This is a genomic window from Enterobacter sp. Ag1 (genome assembly GCA_000277545.1).
GTDB lineage: Bacteria > Pseudomonadota > Gammaproteobacteria > Enterobacterales > Enterobacteriaceae > Cedecea.
This window is the reverse complement of the sequence record AKXM01000022.1, coordinates 1-15795: the sequence shown is the minus strand read 5'-3', so window position 1 is coordinate 15795 and position 15795 is coordinate 1. Positions and strand designations below refer to the sequence as shown.

Below are 15795 nucleotides of genomic sequence, written 5' to 3'. Positions count from 1 at the left end.
ACCGTCACTCCCCTAAGAACCCGGACTCCCGGCCAAATAAATCGACCGCTGAAGCGGCAGACCTCCGTTTTATCTCCCAGTCCTGGGTCGCCTGAGATGCGTTCCCGACGCTCTCAGCCACAACGTCTCGGCTTCTTTTACCCTCACCCTAACCCTCTTCCTGGAAGGGAGAGGGAATAAACAATGTTTCCCGTGGATTTTGTTTTCTCCCTCGCCCCTTTGGGGAGAGGGCTGGGGTGAGGGGAGATTTGTCCCCGGCTCTCATCGCCCCCGGTGATGACCCAACTCAGGCGGGGTTGAGCTGTCGGGCGCCAGGGTTGTCAGGGAGATGGCGTTATCTCCCCGACACGTTCACCGTGCTCTGAACGTGCAGCGGAAGCAGAGATACGGGTGAACGGAACAGCAACAAAGTAACAAATATCTCAGAAACGAGCCTCAAAGACATATCTGTATAAAAATGGCATCCACAGAAGAATGGGAAGGCCAATAACATCATTCAACAAACGGGTGCGTCTTCACCCAATGCTCAGCAATGTCCTGCCTTCTGCAAATCCACACCCCTTCATGTTGCTGCACGTAATCCAGAAAACGCTGCAGCGCCCGGAAGCGGCCCGGTCGCCCTAACAGGCGGCAATGCATGCCGATAGACATCATCTTCGGTACCGTGTCCCCTTCTTCATACAGCACGTCAAAACTGTCTTTCAGGTAAGTGTAAAACTGCTCGGCGGTATTGAACCCCTGCGCGGTGGCGAAGCGCATATCATTGGTATCCAGCGTGTACGGCACGATCAGGTGAGGTTTGGTGCTGCCGTCTTCGCAGGCCACTTTGCTCCAGAAAGGCAGATCGTCGCCGTAGTAATCGCTGTCGTACAGGATACCGCCGTGCTCAACCACCAGCCTGCGGGTATTAGGGCTGTCGCGCCCGGTGTACCAACCTAGCGGGCGGGAGCCGAACAGATCTTCCAGGATTTCCATCGCCTGATGCAGGTGCTGGCGCTCGGTGGCAGCGTCCATACTCTGATAATGGATCCAGCGCCAGCCGTGGCTGACCACGTCGTAGTCAGCGGCTTTGATCGCGGCCACAATCTCCGGGTTGCGGGCCAGCGCCATGGCGACGCCAAACACCGTCAGAGGCAGACCGCGCTTCTGGAATTCATTGTGGATACGCCAGAACCCTGCCCGGGAGCCGTATTCGTACAGGGAGTCCATCGACATGTGGCGGTCCGGGAAGCTGGCCGCCCCGATGATGTCAGAGAGAAATTGTTCCGAGCCGCTGTCGCCGTGCAGCACGTTGTTTTCCGCCCCTTCTTCAAAGTTCAGGACAAACTGAACCGCAATACGCGCGCCGTTCGGCCACTGCGCATGGGGAGGATTGCCGGCATAACCAGCGAGATCGCGCGGGTAGTTTTCGGTAAAAGGGTAGCGATTACGCTTTTGTTCTTCCGTCATAGTTGGCCTCTTTTAACCTTAACCCAGACGAGCAAAAGAGCCGGAAAGCGGCTTTTTATTCGGATAAGCGAGATCGCCAAATTTGCTGGTGCCGATCCCCAGCGCAACCAGCGACTCCACCAGCTTCACCGCCGCGGTGACGCCGTCGATAACCGGGATACCGATCTCTTCGGTCAGCTCTTTCGCCAGGTTTGCCATGCCGCCACAGCCCAGCACGATCGCCCCACTGTTGTCTTCTTTTTTGGCCTGAATGCAGCGCTCACGCACCATGCGCTGGGCCAGCCCGGTGCCGTCTTCCAGCGCCAGCACGGGCAGATCGATGGCATGCAGCGCCGCGCAGTGATGCTCGAAGCCGTATTGCTGCAGCAAATGGCGGGCGATGATCACCGTGCGTGGCAGCGTGGTGACAATAGAGAAGCGGGTGGCGACCATCGTGGCCATATGCATGGCCGCTTCGGCAATGCCAATCACCGGCCCGCTGGCTATCTCACGCGCCGCCAGCAGCCCAGGGTCGCCAAAGCAGGCGATGACGTGCCCGCTCGCGCCCTGCGCTTTGCCCTGCTGAATTTGTTCCAGCACACCGATGGCCGCAATGGCTTCGTCAAAGTGCCCTTCTATTGACTCCACGCCCTGCTCCGGGCATGTCGCGAGGATTTGTGTACCGGGGGCGGCAACGCTACGCGCGGCTTCTGCAATGGTGTGCGTCATCGCCTGGCTGGTGTTGGGGTTGATCACTTGAATAATAGGCTGTGGCATGGTTATTCCTGTCGGGTGCCAAAGAGGCGGGCGAAGTCTGGGGTGGTTTCACCGCTGCGCTCAAAATGCAGGCTGGAAACAATGTGATCGAAGTGGTGCTTCATCGCCAGGGTCAGCGGCTCAATGTCTTTTTTGCGCAGCAGATCGATAAGGTGTTCATGATCGTCACAGCGGCAGCCCCGCTGCCACGGCGCGCCCCAGGCAGCGATCACCAGCGAGGAGCGGTGCGTCAAACTGGTGACCATTTCCGTCAGCACGGCATTGCCGGAGATAGCCTGCAGCTGAATATGAAACGCCGCTGAAAGGCGGATGGCCGCCGGCCCGTCTCCGTCGCGGTGCGCTTTTTCTTCCTGCTGGATGATTTTACGCAGCGCGGCCAGGTGCGGTGCCTGAAGATGCTCGAGGACATGAGGCAGGTTGGCGCATTCGAGGACGGAGCGCGTCTGGAAGATCGCTTTTGATTCTTCGACGTCCGGCATCGCCACAAATGCACCACGCCCGGGCAGCAGGGTGATCATTTGCACCGTTGCGAGGCGCGTTAAGACTTTACGGATCCCGGTTCGGCTAATGCCAAAAACGTCCGCCAGCGCTTCTTCCGGCAGTTTGCTGCCCGGCGGCAGCTGGTGTTCGACCATCGCCGTCATCAGCGATTGCCAGATAACGGCTTCTTTATCATGCAGTTCTGCTGGGGCTGTCACCCCGAAATCACGTTTCATTCACCTCTCCTGTTAGCACCAGGCACCCTTTATTTGTATACAATATCATTGATAATTGAATACAAGAAATGTAAACCTGGCCTGGTTCCTGCAATACCTATGGCAGACGTAATCCATCTTCTGTTTTTATAGGAGCAGATCCCATGCCAGGTATAGAGAACAACGCCCCAGCCATGAAAGAGAGTGCCAACGCCGGCTACAGCCCGCGCCTGTGCAACGATGACCTGGCCCCAACCCGCCACCAGACTTGGTCCTGGTATAATATTTTTTCGTTTTGGATGTCAGATGTACACAGCATGGGCGGCTACGTGGTGGCAGCCAGCTTCTTTACGCTCGGACTTGCCAGCTGGCAGGTACTGATTTGCCTGCTGGCAGGGATTTGCATCGTGCAGTTTTGTGCCAACCTGGTCGCCAAACCCAGCCAGATGGCGGGCGTGCCTTACGCGGTGATTTGCCGCCAGGCTTTCGGCGTCTTCGGCGCGAATATTCCGGCGGTGATCCGCGGGCTTATCGCCTTCGCCTGGTACGGGATACAAACTTACCTGGCCGCTAACGCCTTAATGCTGGTGCTGTTGAAGTTCTGGCCAACGCTTGCCCCAATGACGGGCGTGAGCTTCCTCGGCCTGTCTCAGCTCGGCTGGATCTGTTTCGGCATTATGTGGGTGCTGCAGGCGATGGTGTTCTGGCACGGGATGAATGCGATTAAGCGCTTTATTGATATCGCGGGCCCTGCGGTATACATCGTGATGATGGCGCTGGCAGGCTGGATCCTGTATCAGACCGGCTTCGATGGCATCTCCTTTACCTTAGCCAGCAAACAGCTTAGCTCCGGCGAGCAGGTGTGGCAGATGATCACCGCCACCGCGCTGGTGGTGTCGTACTTCTCCGGCCCGCTGCTGAACTTCGGCGACTTCTCTCGCTACGGTAAAAGCATGAATGAGATCCGCCGCGGCAACCGCTGGGGCCTGCCGTTTAACTTCCTGCTGTTCTCTATTGTCACCGTGGTGATTGTGTCCGGTACTCAGTCGCTGTTCGGCAAAATGATCACTGACCCGATCGAAACCGTGAGCCATATCGGCAACAGCCTCGCGATGGCGATTGGCCTGCTGACGATGATCACCGCGACTATCGGGATCAATATCGTGGCGAACTTTGTTTCTCCGGCGTTCGACTTCTCTAACTGCTCTCCGCAGAAGATCAGCTTCCGTGCGGGTGGGATGATCGCCGCGGTGGGTTCTGTGCTGCTGACGCCGTGGAACCTGTTCCAGTCCCCGGAACTTATCCACTACACGCTGGATGTGCTGGGCTCGTTCATTGGGCCGCTGTTCGGCATCCTGCTGGCAGACTTCTACCTGGTGAAAGGCGGTAAAATTCACGTCGACGATCTGTTTAACGACACGCCGAAAGGCCGCTACTGGTACAGCCACGGCTTTAACCCGAAAGCGATCATCGCCCTGGTGCCTTCGGTTGCCGTTTGCCTGACCATCAGCTTTATTCCTTCGCTGCATGAAGTCGCCAACTTCAGCTGGTTTATCGGCGTGTTCCTCGGCCTGAGCTGCTACCGCTGGCTGGCTCGTAGCGAAAAAGTCAGCGTTGCTGCCGGTTTTGCTGGCCGCGTCGCCACCTCCAAAGAGTAAACATTGAGGCCTGGGCCCGAAGGGGTTCAGGCTTTTTCATTTCCAGACATACTCTTTTTCTTCTCTGAGACGACGGCTGGCCCAGCGCGAGTGATATATTCTCCCTTCGCCCTTTCCAGCAAAATTCCGTGTCAAAGGAGAGTCCCTTGCTCAGCAGTAAGAAGTCGGCCACTGAGGCTGCCCCCCATAAGCCGTCGGCCTGGTATGTTTTGCTCCTGTTCACCATTCCGCCGCTGCTTTGGGCGTGCAATTACATCGTCGGCAAAGCCGTTCGCAATGATATTCCCCCGGTGGGGCTCACCTTTATGCGCTGGCTGGTGGCGCTCATAGTGATTCTGCCGTTTGCGCTGCCTTATATAAAAAGAGACTTTCGTCGCTACCGGGAGTATCTGGGCTGGATTGTCGCCGTGTCGGTGACGGGGATCGTCTGCTTTAGCCTGCTGGTCTATATCGGCCTGCACCACACTTCGAGCACCAACGCGCTGTTGCTTAACTCCTGTATACCGGTGCTGATTATGCTGTTTGGTGCGCTATTCTTTGGGCACAAGCTCAGCGTTAAGCAGGTGGTCGGCCTGGCAATTTCCTGCTGCGGCGTGCTGTTTATTATCTTTAAAGGCGATATCCACGGGCTGCTGCAAATGGCGTTTTCATCGGGTGACCTGATGCTGCTGGCGGCCATGGCTTGTTTTGCGCTGTATACGCTGTGGATCCGAAAAATCCCTTCCGATATTAGCCGCATGGGGCTGCTGGGCGTTCAGGTGGCTATCGCGCTGGTGGTGACGCTGCCGCTGTGGCTGCATGAAATGAGCACCGGGGCTGTGCCACACTGGAATACCATGACGATTTCAGCGGTCGTGTTCCTCGGTGCATTCCCCTCTTTTGTTTCCTATCTGCTGTACGGACGTTGTGTGGAGGCCGTCGGCGCCGCACGTGCCGGGCTTAGCATTCACCTGATCCCAGTCTTTGGCGTAGTGCTGTCGCTGGTATTTCTCGGCGAAACGCTGCATCTTTTCCATATCATCGGGATTGCGACTATTTTGGTAGGCGTGGCGTTGGCCAGCAGGCACTAGAGGTGGTTTCAGCCAGCCCTCGCGCGATTGCGGCGCGGGGGTTAGGTGAATATTTAAGAAAGGCAGAAACGACGAAGGCCTGAGTCATTGCTGACTCAGGCCTTCTGAATTGTGGCGGAACGGACGGGACTCGAACCCGCGACCCCCTGCGTGACAGGCAGGTATTCTAACCGACTGAACTACCGCTCCGCGTTTTGTTCCCCGTCGGGAACGAAGCGGATATTACGGATTGCCCCGATAACCGTCAACGCTTTTTATCATAAAATTAACCGTTTGCCGCAAAAATCACCTGAGTGGTGATTTTTAACTCGCTTTGGCTATTTTTAGCTGCGCCAGAGGCAGCTGCCGCCCTTCTTCTGCACCAAATCAAGGCGTGATTCATGGGCCACCAGCTCTTCATCACTGGCGTGGATCACCCGCATACCTGTTGCACGACGCACCACGCGCTGAATGCCGCCGCTGCCCTGCTGCTGTTGCACATCACCTTCCATAGAAAATTTGAGTGACGTTTGCCCGCCGGTCATCATCAGATAAACGTCGGCCAGGATTTGGGCATCGAGCAATGCGCCGTGCAGCGTACGTTTGCTGTTGTCTATTTCATAGCGAGAGCAGAGCGCATCGAGGCTGTTCCGCTTGCCCGGGAACATCTTACGGGCCATTGCCAGGCTGTCGGTTACCTTACAGAAGGTATCCGTTTTAGGAATGTCGCGCCGCAGCTTGCTGAACTCGTAGTCCATAAAGCCGATATCAAACGAGGCGTTATGAATGACCAGCTCGGCGCCGCGAATATAGTCGAGGAACGAGTCTGCAACCTGATCGAAGGTCGGCTTATCCGCCAGGAACTCGTCCGCAATACCGTGAACGCCAAAGGCTTCCGGATCCACCAGCCGGTCGGGCTTGAGGTAGACGTGGAAGTTGTTGCCCGTCAGGCGACGGTTGATCACTTCAACCGCACCGATCTCGATAATGCGATGCCCTTCGTAATGAGCACCGATCTGGTTCATACCGGTGGTTTCGGTATCGAGGACTATTTGTCTGGTGGGGGTAGAAATCATATAGCTGTGCTCATCGCGCTCGTTTGTGTCAGACTTGACGTTTTCATCACAGGAAGTCTACCAGAGATGCGTAAACAGGTAGAAGTTTTCACCGATGGCTCCTGCCTGGGGAATCCAGGACCGGGCGGCTTCGGGGCAATTTTGCGGTACAAGCAGCACGAGAAAATCTTCAGCGAAGGGTTTCGTCTCACCACCAATAACCGCATGGAAATGATGGCCGCTATCGTCGCGCTTGAGGCGCTGATCGAACCCTGCGATGTGGTCCTCAGCACCGACAGCCAGTACGTCCGCCAGGGCATTACCCAGTGGATCCACAACTGGAAAAAACGCGGCTGGAAGACGGCAGATAAAAAGCCGGTGAAAAACGTCGATTTATGGAAGCGCCTGGACGCCGCCCTGATCCATCACCAGATTAAGTGGGAATGGGTCAAAGGGCATGCGGGCCACCCGGAGAACGAACGCTGCGACGAACTGGCGCGCAACGCAGCCTCCCGCCCTACTCATGAGGATGTGGGTTATCAGCCGGACGCGGCGGCACCTTAGCAACGGCTTCGCGGTACTGCCGCGTGGCCCCTACCGCCGAGCGAATCTGATTTTTCGCTTTGCGGCTTTTCATTGGGTTCAGCGTCAGCGGCAGCGTGCGTTTTCGCGCCACGATAACGTGCATACAGCCCAGCGCCGGCAGATGCGTACTCAGCAAACGCCCACCTTGCTTATGCCAGGGCAGGACCTGAAAACTGCGCCGGTACATCACTTCAAAATTCAGTAACGACAGCCAGTCTTGTTGCCTCATGGGGGTAAACATTCGGCTATTATAAGGCACACGCTTACGCAGGAACGGGACCATTTTCCCCAGCCCCAGCAAGCTAATGGGATTAAAACTGCTGAGCACGATCCAACCGTCGTCGATCAGGACACGATCCACTTCCCGCAGCAGGCGGTGGGGATCAGGGCACCAGGGTAACGTGTGGGCCAACAGGCAAGCATCCACCGACTTCGCCGCAAAAGGCAAGTGCAGAGGATCGGCATTAACCTGTAGATGCTCACCCTGCAGGGCCACATTAACCTGATGCGAAATCGCACAAGCTTCAGTGTTCACTTCCGCACTCAGGTTGCCAATTTTCAATAAGTGAAAGCCGAACATTTTCGCCAGCCACGGGCGGAGCTGCTCTTCGAGCGCATTCCGATAGTGTTCTCCCCACCGCAGCTGCGCCCAATGATGGGGGGAAGTGATAATCTCAGGTATCCTTGCCGGTTTCATCACTACCTTCTTAATGGCCATAGAGAGGTTGAACTATGAATCTTAACAGTATTCGTGCCTTCCAGGATAACTACATCTGGGTGCTTAATAACGAGCAGGGAAAATGTGTGATCGTTGACCCTGGCGACGCCGCACCGGTATTGAGGGGAATAGAGGAAAACGGCTGGCAGCCAGAGGCCATTCTGCTGACCCATCATCATGCCGATCATGTGGGTGGCGTTCAGCAATTAAAGGACAAGTTTCCGAAGATTAAGGTCTACGGCCCGGAGGAAACCCGGCAGAAAGGCGCCACTCAGATCGTGGGCGAAGGGGATAAGTTTAGTCTGCTTGGGCGTGAATTTCGCGTGATAGCAACACCTGGTCACACTTTAGGACATATCTCCTTTTTTATTTTTCCTTATCTATTTTGCGGCGACACAATGTTTTCAGGCGGCTGTGGAAGGCTTTTTGAAGGCACAGCAGATCAAATGTTTAATTCATTTCAAAAGCTTAATGAACTCCCCGCCGATACACTGATTTGTTGCGCACATGAGTATACGGAATCGAACATAAAGTTTGCCTTAAGTATTCTACCCCATGATGAGCATTTAACGGGATACTATCGAAAAGTTAAGGAGTTACGCGCAAAAAATCATTCAACATTGCCGTCTTCCCTGCAAACTGAACGTGAAATAAATATTTTTTTACGCACTGAAGACACTGTTTTAAAAGAAGAAATAAAAAAAGAAACAAACTTGCAACAACCCCATGAGATATTCGCCTGGTTAAGGACAAAGAAGGACAGCTTCTGAATATTCTGGTTGTGTTGTCGAAAAGGCGACGGTATCATCGCTCGTCTTTTAAGCAACCATTGACACACACATGAAGGCAAAAGCGATACTACTCGCCTCTGTCTTGCTTGTCGGGTGCCAGGCGTCAAAGCATGATGCCAACATTCAACAGCACGCACAGAGTCTGTCTGCAGCTGGTCAAGGTGAAGCAGGAAAGTACACGGGTCGAGCGACCTCCGCGCGATGGATGGATGATGGAACCTTCCTCGCGCAAGATCAAAACCTGTGGAACTTCATCGGCAACGAGCTAAAGATGGGGATACCGGAAAACATCCGTATCCGCGAACAGAAACAGAAGTACCTGAGTAATAAGAGCTATCTCCACGATGTAACATTACGGGCAGAGCCGTATATGTACTGGATTGCCGGGCAAGTTAAGAAACGCAACATGCCAATGGAACTAGTACTACTACCCATAGTGGAGAGCGCTTTTGACCCCCACGCGACGTCTGGTGCAAATGCCGCAGGCATTTGGCAGATTATCCCAAGTACGGGGCGCAATTACGGTCTGAAGCAGACCAAAGCGTACGATGCACGCCGTGATGTAGTGGCTTCCACCACTGCCGCACTGGATATGATGCAGCGTTTGAACAAGATGTTTGACGGCGACTGGTTGTTGACCGTGGCGGCGTACAACAGCGGTGAAGGCCGCGTGCTGAATGCTATTAAAGCGAACAAATCGCGGGGTAAACCTACCGATTTCTGGTCGCTGGCTTTGCCACGTGAAACAAAGATCTACGTACCGAAAATGCTGGCGTTGAGTGACATACTCAAAAACAGTCAGAAGTACGGCGTACGTCTGCCGACAACGGATGAAAGCCGCGCGCTGGCGCGTGTTGAAGTAAGCAGTCCGGTTGAGTTAACGCAGGTCGCCGAAATGGCAGGCATGTCGCTCACCAACCTGAAGACCTTCAACGCCGGCGTGAAAAGCACCACCGTTGGAAAAAATCAGCGCTATGTGATGGTGCCGAAAAAGCATGCCGAGCAGCTGAAAGCCTCTCTGGCTTCTGGGGAGATCGATGCTTTACAGCCAACGTTGGTGGCGGATAACCGTCTCAACGCGGGTGGCAACAAATCCTATAAAGTGCGTTCAGGGGATACTCTGTCCAGCATTGCTTCACGCCTCGGTGTGAATGCTAAGGATTTGCAGAGTTGGAATAACCTGCGCGGTTCGCACCTCAAAGTTGGGCAGACGCTCAGCGTGAAAGGTGGCGCCACGCAGCTGGCTGATAACAGCAGCATCACTTATCAGGTGCGCAAAGGCGACTCGTTGTCGAGTATTGCTAAACGTCACGGCGTGAACATCAAAGATGTGATGCGCTGGAACAGCGGTACCGATGACCTGAGACCGGGTGACCGTTTGACGCTGTTTGTCAGCGGCAACAGCTCGCCGGATACCTGATAGCCAGAACAAAAAAGGCACCTTACGGTGCCTTTTCTTTTTTACCTCACGCCTTTCGCGCTTCCAGCATGATGATATCGCTGGTGAATGAGCCGTCCCGCTGCAATTCAAAGTATTGTTTCACCTCGTCCGAGGCGCTTTTTTGATAGGCGCGGATTGCGTCCGATAACACTATCGGCGTGCGCATTCTGGCGATCCAGCTGGTAAATTCCAGATTCAACCTGTCACACAACACGCTGTGCGTAACCAGGCCCGCCTCATTGAACAGGCTAAGCCACTCTCCGCTGGAATAATTACGCACATGCGAGGTATCTCGCAGCGCCTCGACCGTTTGCAGCCAGATATCCTTAACCGGATGGCCCGGCGAGGTCACATCCATAAAGATGGCAATACCACCGGGCTTAAGCACGCGCTTTACTTCGCGCAGCGCCTGACCAACATCGTGCCAGTGATGCGCTGAGTAGCGACTGATCACCACGTCAAAAATACCGTCGTCAAACGGCAATGATTCCGCGTATCCCTGACGCGTCGCGATATTCGCTATTCCGCGCGTTGTTGCCGCTTCAGCAACGACCGCCAGCATCTGCTCGGACAGATCATAAGCCACCACCGATTTCACTTTAGCCGCGGCAATAAAGCTGGCGTGCCCTGCCCCGCATCCCATGTCCAGGAGCGTGGCATGAGGGAAGTCATTCAGCCTTGCGCTAAGCCGCTCCAGATCGCGCCCGGAAGCATGAACCGTACTGGTCAAATAGGCGCTGGCCTGAGATCCAAACTGCTGGCCAACTTTGTCGTGATGGGATTGCGTTGTCATCGTTATGTCCTTGCGGTTAAGTGAGAAAAAGGGCAGCGCACAGGTCTGCCCAACGGCAGACCTGACGAACCTTATTTCAGCTCAGGCTTGCCGGGACGGAATTCAACTAGTAGCGGATTATGGTCTGATGCACGAGTCACCAGCACCGAAGCTTCGGTGACGTTCAGGCCACGATAGAACACAAAATCAAGAGGGCGACCAAACGCCCGGCGGCGATGATCGTCAGTAAAGCGGACTTCTCTGAGCGTCATCTCGCGGGCAAAGCGGAAGAGCGCGTTCATGCGTGGACGGCTCCAGGCATTGAAATCACCGGCCATGATCACCGGCCCGTTGTGATGCCCTATCTGGTCTCCAATAGGCCCCAACTGCTTGCTGTAGACATCGACACCGAGGCTAAAATTGACGGCGTGGATATTAATCACCATCAACATGCGTCCGTCTGGCAGCGGATAAACCGTGACCAAAGCTGATTTAGACAAGCGCAGGATCGGCTCGCGTTCACGCAGCGGGCAGCAATATACCGGATGGGCTGCAGACAACGTCATCACGCCAGAAGGATGCTGGGGTAAAACGAAGGCAGGAACCTGGTCGGCAGCCAGATAGTTAGAAGTCGCAAACCTGACCAGCTCAGGCGTCGTTTGCGCTTCCTGGAGCAACATCAGATGTGCGTCTTTGCCGAAGGTTTGCAGCACTGAAAGCCAGTCGGCCCGCTGCTGCTTAAAGATGTTCCACACCAGAACGCGAATTGTGTCCTGACCGGGTAAAGGTTCACCGGGGGGTAATGCCTGGCCGATAGTCGCGAACGAGCCAGGAGGCAGAATGCGCTCTGCTGGCTGTCCGGCTACATATCTCATGGCATAGGTATTCTTGTGCACGTTTGGCTAACGACCTCAGTAACTCAACTTGCCCGCAGCTCGCAGGCTATCTTTCAGTTATAGGGACTTTAGCGCAGACTTTCAACGACCATTACAAACCATTGCCTTTCCGGAACGTAAACAATCACGCTCCGGAAAGATAAAACTTAACCGATGGCAACCCGTGATTGCTTATCGAGTCGGCCACTTAAGCCTATTAACAGCAGTGCCACAACAACAATCACGGCGCCAATCCAAGGCGTTTGCGCCAGGCCGAAGTTCTGTACAGTCTGACCGCCAATGATGGAGCCCAGGGCAATCCCTACGTTAAATGCCGCGATGTTGAGCCCAGAGGCAACATCTACCGCGTTGGGCGTGTATTGCTCAGCCTTTTGGACAACATAAACTTGTAATCCCGGCACATTGCCGAAAGCAAAAACACCCATCACCAAAATCGTCAGCAAGGCAGCAACATGTGAATGCGCTGTGAACTGGAAGACCAGAAGTAACGCAGCCAGAGCAGCAAAGATAAACTTCAGGGCCGGCACCGCACCGTGACGATCCGCCAGTTTCCCACCCCAGATGTTACCGATAGCCACCGATACGCCATAACCGAGCAGGATCCAGCTAACCGCAGAAGGTGAGAAGCCGGCCAGATCCTGCATCATTGGAGCAAGGAAGGTGAAGGCGGTGAACACGCCACCATAGCCCAGAGCAGTAACCAGATATATAAGTACCAGACGCGGATGCGTCAGGACCTGTAATTGCTCTTTTATTCCCGCTATCGCACGGTTAGGAATATCTTTCGGGATAAGGATCATGCTGCTGATTAACGCGATCACGCCAATAGCCGAGACCGCGAGGAAGGTTTCACGCCAGCCAAAATGCTGCCCGATGAAAGTGCCTAATGGCACGCCGGTCACCAGCGCTACCGTCAGGCCACCAAACATAATGGCAATCGCCGAAGCTGCTTTCTCTTTAGGCACAAGGCTTGTCGCAATCGTCGAGCCAATAGAGAAAAATACGCCGTGCGCCAGGCCAGTTAGTAGACGTGCCACAACCAGGGTCTCGTAATTAGGCGACAGCCAGGCAATAACGTTACCCACTGTAAAGAGAGCCATAAGCCCGATCAGCAGCTGCTTACGCGGCAATTTACCCGTTAAAGCGGTCAGGACAGGCGCGCCAATGGCTACGCCCAGGGCATAGATAGAAACCAGCAATCCTGCCGACGGCACGGAGATCGCGAGTTGTTCAGCGATGGTCGGCACAAGCCCGACAATCACAAATTCGGTAGTACCGATTGCGAAAGCACTGATTGTCAGTGCCAGAAGCGCCAGAGGCATAATTTACTCCATAACAGGTGTCTTTTGATGACACGCAGTATGGCGGGATGCTTAAATAACAAAAATATGTAAAATCTCAATAGAATTTTGCTTGTGGAGCAACAATGAAGGCTACATCGGAAGAACTTGCGATTTTCGTTGCCGTAGTAGAAAGCGGGAGTTTTAGCCGCGCAGCAGAACAGCTGGGACAGGCTAACTCTGCGGTAAGCAGAACGGTTAAAAAGCTGGAGATGAAGCTGGGAGTAAGCCTGCTCAACCGCACAACCCGGCAGTTGAGCCTGACGGAGGAAGGTGAACGCTACTTCCGTAACGTGCAGCAAATTCTGCAGGCGATGGCCGCAGCCGAAAATGAAGTGATGGAAAGTAAGCAAACGCCGCGGGGATTATTGCGCATTGATGCCGCAACGCCGGTAATGTTGCATTTACTGATGCCGCTGATAAAACCGTTCCGCGAACGCTACCCGGAAATGACGCTCTCGCTAGTCTCTTCAGAAACCTTCATTAACCTCATCGAACGCAAAGTCGATGTGGCTATTCGCGTGGGCAATTTAACCGACTCAAGCTTACGTGCCCGTCCACTCTTTAGCAGTTATCGCAAGATTATTGCTTCGCCTGAGTATCTGGCAGTACACGGTACGCCAGAGAATGCCGACGATTTGATGAATCATGTCTGCCTGGGCTTTACCGAGCCGTCATCTCTTAACCGCTGGCCTGTTTCACAAACGGATGGGCAGCTTTTTGAGATTAAGCCTGGGTTATCTTCGAATAGTGGCGAGACACTTAAGCAGCTCTGCCTGACGGGAAACGGCATTGCCTGCCTGTCGGATTTTATGATTGATAAAGAGATTGAGAGCGGAGAGTTCGTTGAGGTGCTTGCCGATAAAATTTTGCCGGTCAATATGCCTTTCAGTGCGGTGTACTATAGCGACCGGGCGGTCAGTACACGTATTCGTGCATTTATTGATTTTCTGAGTGACGCAGTAAAACGGCCCCATGCAGGGCCTTAATCAGGATCAGTTATCCCACTTTGGTGCCAGACCTTCCGGGCTCACCAGGCGGTCATTGCATTCCAGAGCAGCAATAGCCGCCATGTCTTCTGCATCCAGCTTCAAGTTCAGCGCCTGCAGGTTGCTTTCGAGATTCACACGTTTGGTAGATGAAGGAATGACTGCGTAACCCAGAGCCATCGCCCACGCCAGAATCACCTGAGCAGGGGTCGCCTGATGCTTCTGTGCAATGCGGCCAATCGTTTCGTCTGCCAGTGCCTTGCCATACGCCAGCGTCATGTAAGACGTGATGTGGATGTTATGCTGTTTTGCCCACTCAACAACGGTACGGTTTTGCAGGTATGGCGACAGTTCGATCTGGTTAGTCGCAATGTTTTCAGCGCCAATGGCGTCAATGGCCTGCTGCATCAGCTCAACCGTAAAGTTCGAAATCCCAATCTGGCGAGTCAGACCCGCTTCTTTCGCCGACAACAGCGCCTGCATAAATTCAGCAACCGGTACGGCGTCGTTTGGTGATGGCCAGTGGATCAGGGTCAGATCGACATAATCAGTATTCAGTTTCGCCAGGCTATCCTTCAGGCTCGGGATCAGCTTGTCCTTACTCAGATTTTCGATCCAGATCTTGGTGGTGATAAACAGTTCATCACGCGGAATACCGCTTTCTTCCAGGGCCTGACCAACAGCCGCTTCATTATCATAGATTTGAGCAGTGTCTACTGCGCGATAGCCCAGTTCCAGCGCAGTTTTAACCGATGCGATGACGACGTCGTCTTTCAGGCGGAAAGTGCCCAGACCGAATGCAGGAATTGCCATTATTAACCTCATTATAGGGTGTGCGTTTGTATGAGGCAGAGTATGCAGGGGAGAACTTTGATGAAAAAGGCAGATAAATGCAGAAGATTTTTGCTAAATCAGCAACAATGCCGCCGTGTGTGATGAAATTTAAAAACAAAAAAGCCCTGAGTCTAAGACTCAGGGCTTAAATAAGTGGCGGAACGGACGGGACTCGAACCCGCGACCCCCTGCGTGACAGGCAGGTATTCTAACCGACTGAACTACCGCTCCACCGAATTTTTCTACAACCACCGGTTTATTGCCCCGGTTTACTGCTTAATTTGATGCCTGGCAGTTCCCTACTCTCGCATGGGGAGACCCCACACTACCATCGGCGCTACGGCGTTTCACTTCTGAGTTCGGCATGGGGTCAGGTGGGACCACCGCGCTACGGCCGCCAGGCAAATTCTGTTATTGACCGTTATATTTCCATATAACCATCAATCTAATCCTGAACTAAGCTGAAAATCTTTCGTCTCTCAAAACACCTTCGGTGTTGTAAGGTTAAGCCTCACGGATCATTAGTACTGGTTAGCTCAACGTATCGCTACGCTTACACACCCAGCCTATCAACGTCGTAGTCTTCAACGTTCCTTCAGGACCCTTAAAGGGTCAGGGAGAACTCATCTCGGGGCAAGTTTCGCGCTTAGATGCTTTCAGCGCTTATCTTTTCCGCATTTAGCTACCGGGCAATGCCATTGGCATGACAACCCGAACACCAGTGATGCGTCCACTCCGGTCCTCTCGTACTAGGAGCAGCCCCCCTC

General features: G+C 54.1%; 15 protein-coding genes, 2 tRNA genes and 2 rRNA genes. 6 read left to right on the top strand and 13 right to left on the bottom strand.

What is annotated here, in order from left to right; genetic code table 11:
• Positions 1-492: 492 nt before the first annotated feature.
• Genes puuE through A936_RS10020 form a run of 3 tightly spaced genes read right to left on the bottom strand, consistent with a single transcriptional unit; the run spans position 493 to position 2921 of the window.
• Entirely contained in the window at positions 493-1449 is a 957-nt protein-coding gene (gene puuE / locus A936_RS10030; protein WP_008457283.1) for an allantoinase PuuE, read from the bottom strand.
• A gap of 18 nt (positions 1450-1467) precedes the next feature.
• Entirely contained in the window at positions 1468-2205 is a 738-nt protein-coding gene (gene hpxA / locus A936_RS10025; protein ID WP_008457276.1) for an allantoin racemase, read from the bottom strand.
• A gap of 2 nt (positions 2206-2207) precedes the next feature.
• Complete coding sequence (locus A936_RS10020; RefSeq protein WP_008457275.1) at positions 2208-2921, bottom strand: GntR family transcriptional regulator; 714 nt, start codon at positions 2919-2921, stop codon at positions 2208-2210.
• A 143-nt stretch (positions 2922-3064) separates the two neighbouring features.
• Between A936_RS10020 and A936_RS10015 the strand changes: the two genes are divergently transcribed.
• Entirely contained in the window at positions 3065-4558 is a 1494-nt protein-coding gene (locus tag A936_RS10015; protein ID WP_008457274.1) for an NCS1 family nucleobase:cation symporter-1, read from the top strand.
• Between the two features lie 146 nt (positions 4559-4704).
• On the top strand, positions 4705-5628 hold the full coding sequence (locus tag A936_RS10010; RefSeq protein ID WP_008457273.1) for a DMT family transporter: 924 nt from the start codon (positions 4705-4707) through the stop codon (positions 5626-5628).
• Between the two features lie 112 nt (positions 5629-5740).
• Here the strand turns inward: A936_RS10010 and A936_RS10005 are convergent.
• Positions 5741-5817, bottom strand: a tRNA-Asp gene (locus tag A936_RS10005).
• A gap of 134 nt (positions 5818-5951) precedes the next feature.
• Entirely contained in the window at positions 5952-6683 is a 732-nt protein-coding gene (dnaQ, locus tag A936_RS10000) for a DNA polymerase III subunit epsilon (protein ID WP_008457272.1), read from the bottom strand.
• Between the two features lie 66 nt (positions 6684-6749).
• Between dnaQ and rnhA the strand changes: the two genes are divergently transcribed.
• A complete protein-coding gene (gene rnhA, locus A936_RS09995) occupies positions 6750-7226 on the top strand; it encodes a ribonuclease HI (RefSeq protein WP_008457270.1) in 477 nt (158 codons plus the stop codon).
• Here rnhA and A936_RS09990 read toward each other — a convergent pair.
• Positions 7180-7944, bottom strand: coding sequence for a class I SAM-dependent methyltransferase (locus A936_RS09990; protein ID WP_008457268.1), 765 nt, complete (start codon positions 7942-7944; stop codon positions 7180-7182). The genes rnhA and A936_RS09990 overlap by 47 nt on opposite strands.
• 35 nt (positions 7945-7979) lie before the next feature.
• Between A936_RS09990 and gloB the strand changes: the two genes are divergently transcribed.
• Both gloB and mltD read left to right on the top strand, forming a co-directional pair.
• Positions 7980-8735 (top strand): hydroxyacylglutathione hydrolase, encoded by a 756-nt coding sequence (gene gloB, locus A936_RS09985; RefSeq protein WP_008457266.1) that lies wholly within the window; start codon positions 7980-7982, stop codon positions 8733-8735.
• Between the two features lie 70 nt (positions 8736-8805).
• Positions 8806-10176: a murein transglycosylase D gene (gene mltD / locus A936_RS09980; RefSeq protein WP_034808691.1), complete on the top strand. Its 1371-nt coding sequence runs from the start codon at positions 8806-8808 to the stop codon at positions 10174-10176.
• Between the two features lie 46 nt (positions 10177-10222).
• Here mltD and A936_RS09975 read toward each other — a convergent pair whose 3' ends face one another.
• The 3 genes from A936_RS09975 to A936_RS09965 form a co-directional block, all read right to left on the bottom strand.
• Entirely contained in the window at positions 10223-10990 is a 768-nt protein-coding gene (locus A936_RS09975) for a class I SAM-dependent methyltransferase (protein ID WP_008457263.1), read from the bottom strand.
• Between the two features lie 71 nt (positions 10991-11061).
• On the bottom strand, positions 11062-11865 hold the full coding sequence (locus A936_RS09970) for an endonuclease/exonuclease/phosphatase family protein (protein ID WP_008457262.1): 804 nt from the start codon (positions 11863-11865) through the stop codon (positions 11062-11064).
• A 146-nt stretch (positions 11866-12011) separates the two neighbouring features.
• Entirely contained in the window at positions 12012-13187 is a 1176-nt protein-coding gene (locus A936_RS09965) for an MFS transporter (protein WP_008457261.1), read from the bottom strand.
• 104 nt (positions 13188-13291) lie between these two features.
• Here A936_RS09965 and yafC point away from each other — a divergent pair, with 104 nt between their 5' ends.
• Complete coding sequence (gene yafC, locus A936_RS09960) at positions 13292-14194, top strand: DNA-binding transcriptional regulator YafC (protein WP_008457259.1); 903 nt, start codon at positions 13292-13294, stop codon at positions 14192-14194.
• Between the two features lie 6 nt (positions 14195-14200).
• Here yafC and dkgB read toward each other — a convergent pair whose 3' ends face one another.
• The 4 genes from dkgB to A936_RS09940 all read right to left on the bottom strand — a co-directional run.
• The gene (gene dkgB, locus A936_RS09955) at positions 14201-15007 is read right to left on the bottom strand and encodes a 2,5-didehydrogluconate reductase DkgB (RefSeq protein WP_008457256.1); all 807 of its coding nucleotides are present in this window, start codon (positions 15005-15007) and stop codon (positions 14201-14203) included.
• 175 nt (positions 15008-15182) lie between these two features.
• A tRNA-Asp gene (locus tag A936_RS09950) sits at positions 15183-15259 on the bottom strand.
• Between the two features lie 55 nt (positions 15260-15314).
• A 5S ribosomal RNA gene (rrf, locus tag A936_RS09945) occupies positions 15315-15430 on the bottom strand.
• A gap of 98 nt (positions 15431-15528) precedes the next feature.
• A 23S ribosomal RNA gene (locus A936_RS09940) occupies positions 15529-15795 on the bottom strand; the annotation flags it as partial.

Excerpts from the sequence above, each read along its gene's own strand:
- A936_RS09990 (WP_008457268.1), bottom strand. The coding sequence starts at position 7,944 with ATGAAACCGGCAAGGATACCTGAGATTATCACTTCCCCCCATCATTGG.
- A936_RS09975 (WP_008457263.1), bottom strand. The coding sequence starts at position 10,990 with ATGACAACGCAATCCCATCACGACAAAGTTGGCCAGCAGTTTGGATCT.
- gloB (WP_008457266.1), top strand. The coding sequence starts at position 7,980 with ATGAATCTTAACAGTATTCGTGCCTTCCAGGATAACTACATCTGGGTG.
- yafC (WP_008457259.1), top strand. The coding sequence starts at position 13,292 with ATGAAGGCTACATCGGAAGAACTTGCGATTTTCGTTGCCGTAGTAGAA.
- A936_RS10020 (WP_008457275.1), bottom strand. The coding sequence starts at position 2,921 with ATGAAACGTGATTTCGGGGTGACAGCCCCAGCAGAACTGCATGATAAA.
- mltD (WP_034808691.1), top strand. The coding sequence starts at position 8,806 with ATGAAGGCAAAAGCGATACTACTCGCCTCTGTCTTGCTTGTCGGGTGC.
- A936_RS09965 (WP_008457261.1), bottom strand. The coding sequence starts at position 13,187 with ATGCCTCTGGCGCTTCTGGCACTGACAATCAGTGCTTTCGCAATCGGT.
- rnhA (WP_008457270.1), top strand. The coding sequence starts at position 6,750 with ATGCGTAAACAGGTAGAAGTTTTCACCGATGGCTCCTGCCTGGGGAAT.
- dkgB (WP_008457256.1), bottom strand. The coding sequence starts at position 15,007 with ATGGCAATTCCTGCATTCGGTCTGGGCACTTTCCGCCTGAAAGACGAC.
- puuE (WP_008457283.1), bottom strand. The coding sequence starts at position 1,449 with ATGACGGAAGAACAAAAGCGTAATCGCTACCCTTTTACCGAAAACTAC.
- hpxA (WP_008457276.1), bottom strand. The coding sequence starts at position 2,205 with ATGCCACAGCCTATTATTCAAGTGATCAACCCCAACACCAGCCAGGCG.
- A936_RS10015 (WP_008457274.1), top strand. The coding sequence starts at position 3,065 with ATGCCAGGTATAGAGAACAACGCCCCAGCCATGAAAGAGAGTGCCAAC.
- dnaQ (WP_008457272.1), bottom strand. The coding sequence starts at position 6,683 with ATGATTTCTACCCCCACCAGACAAATAGTCCTCGATACCGAAACCACC.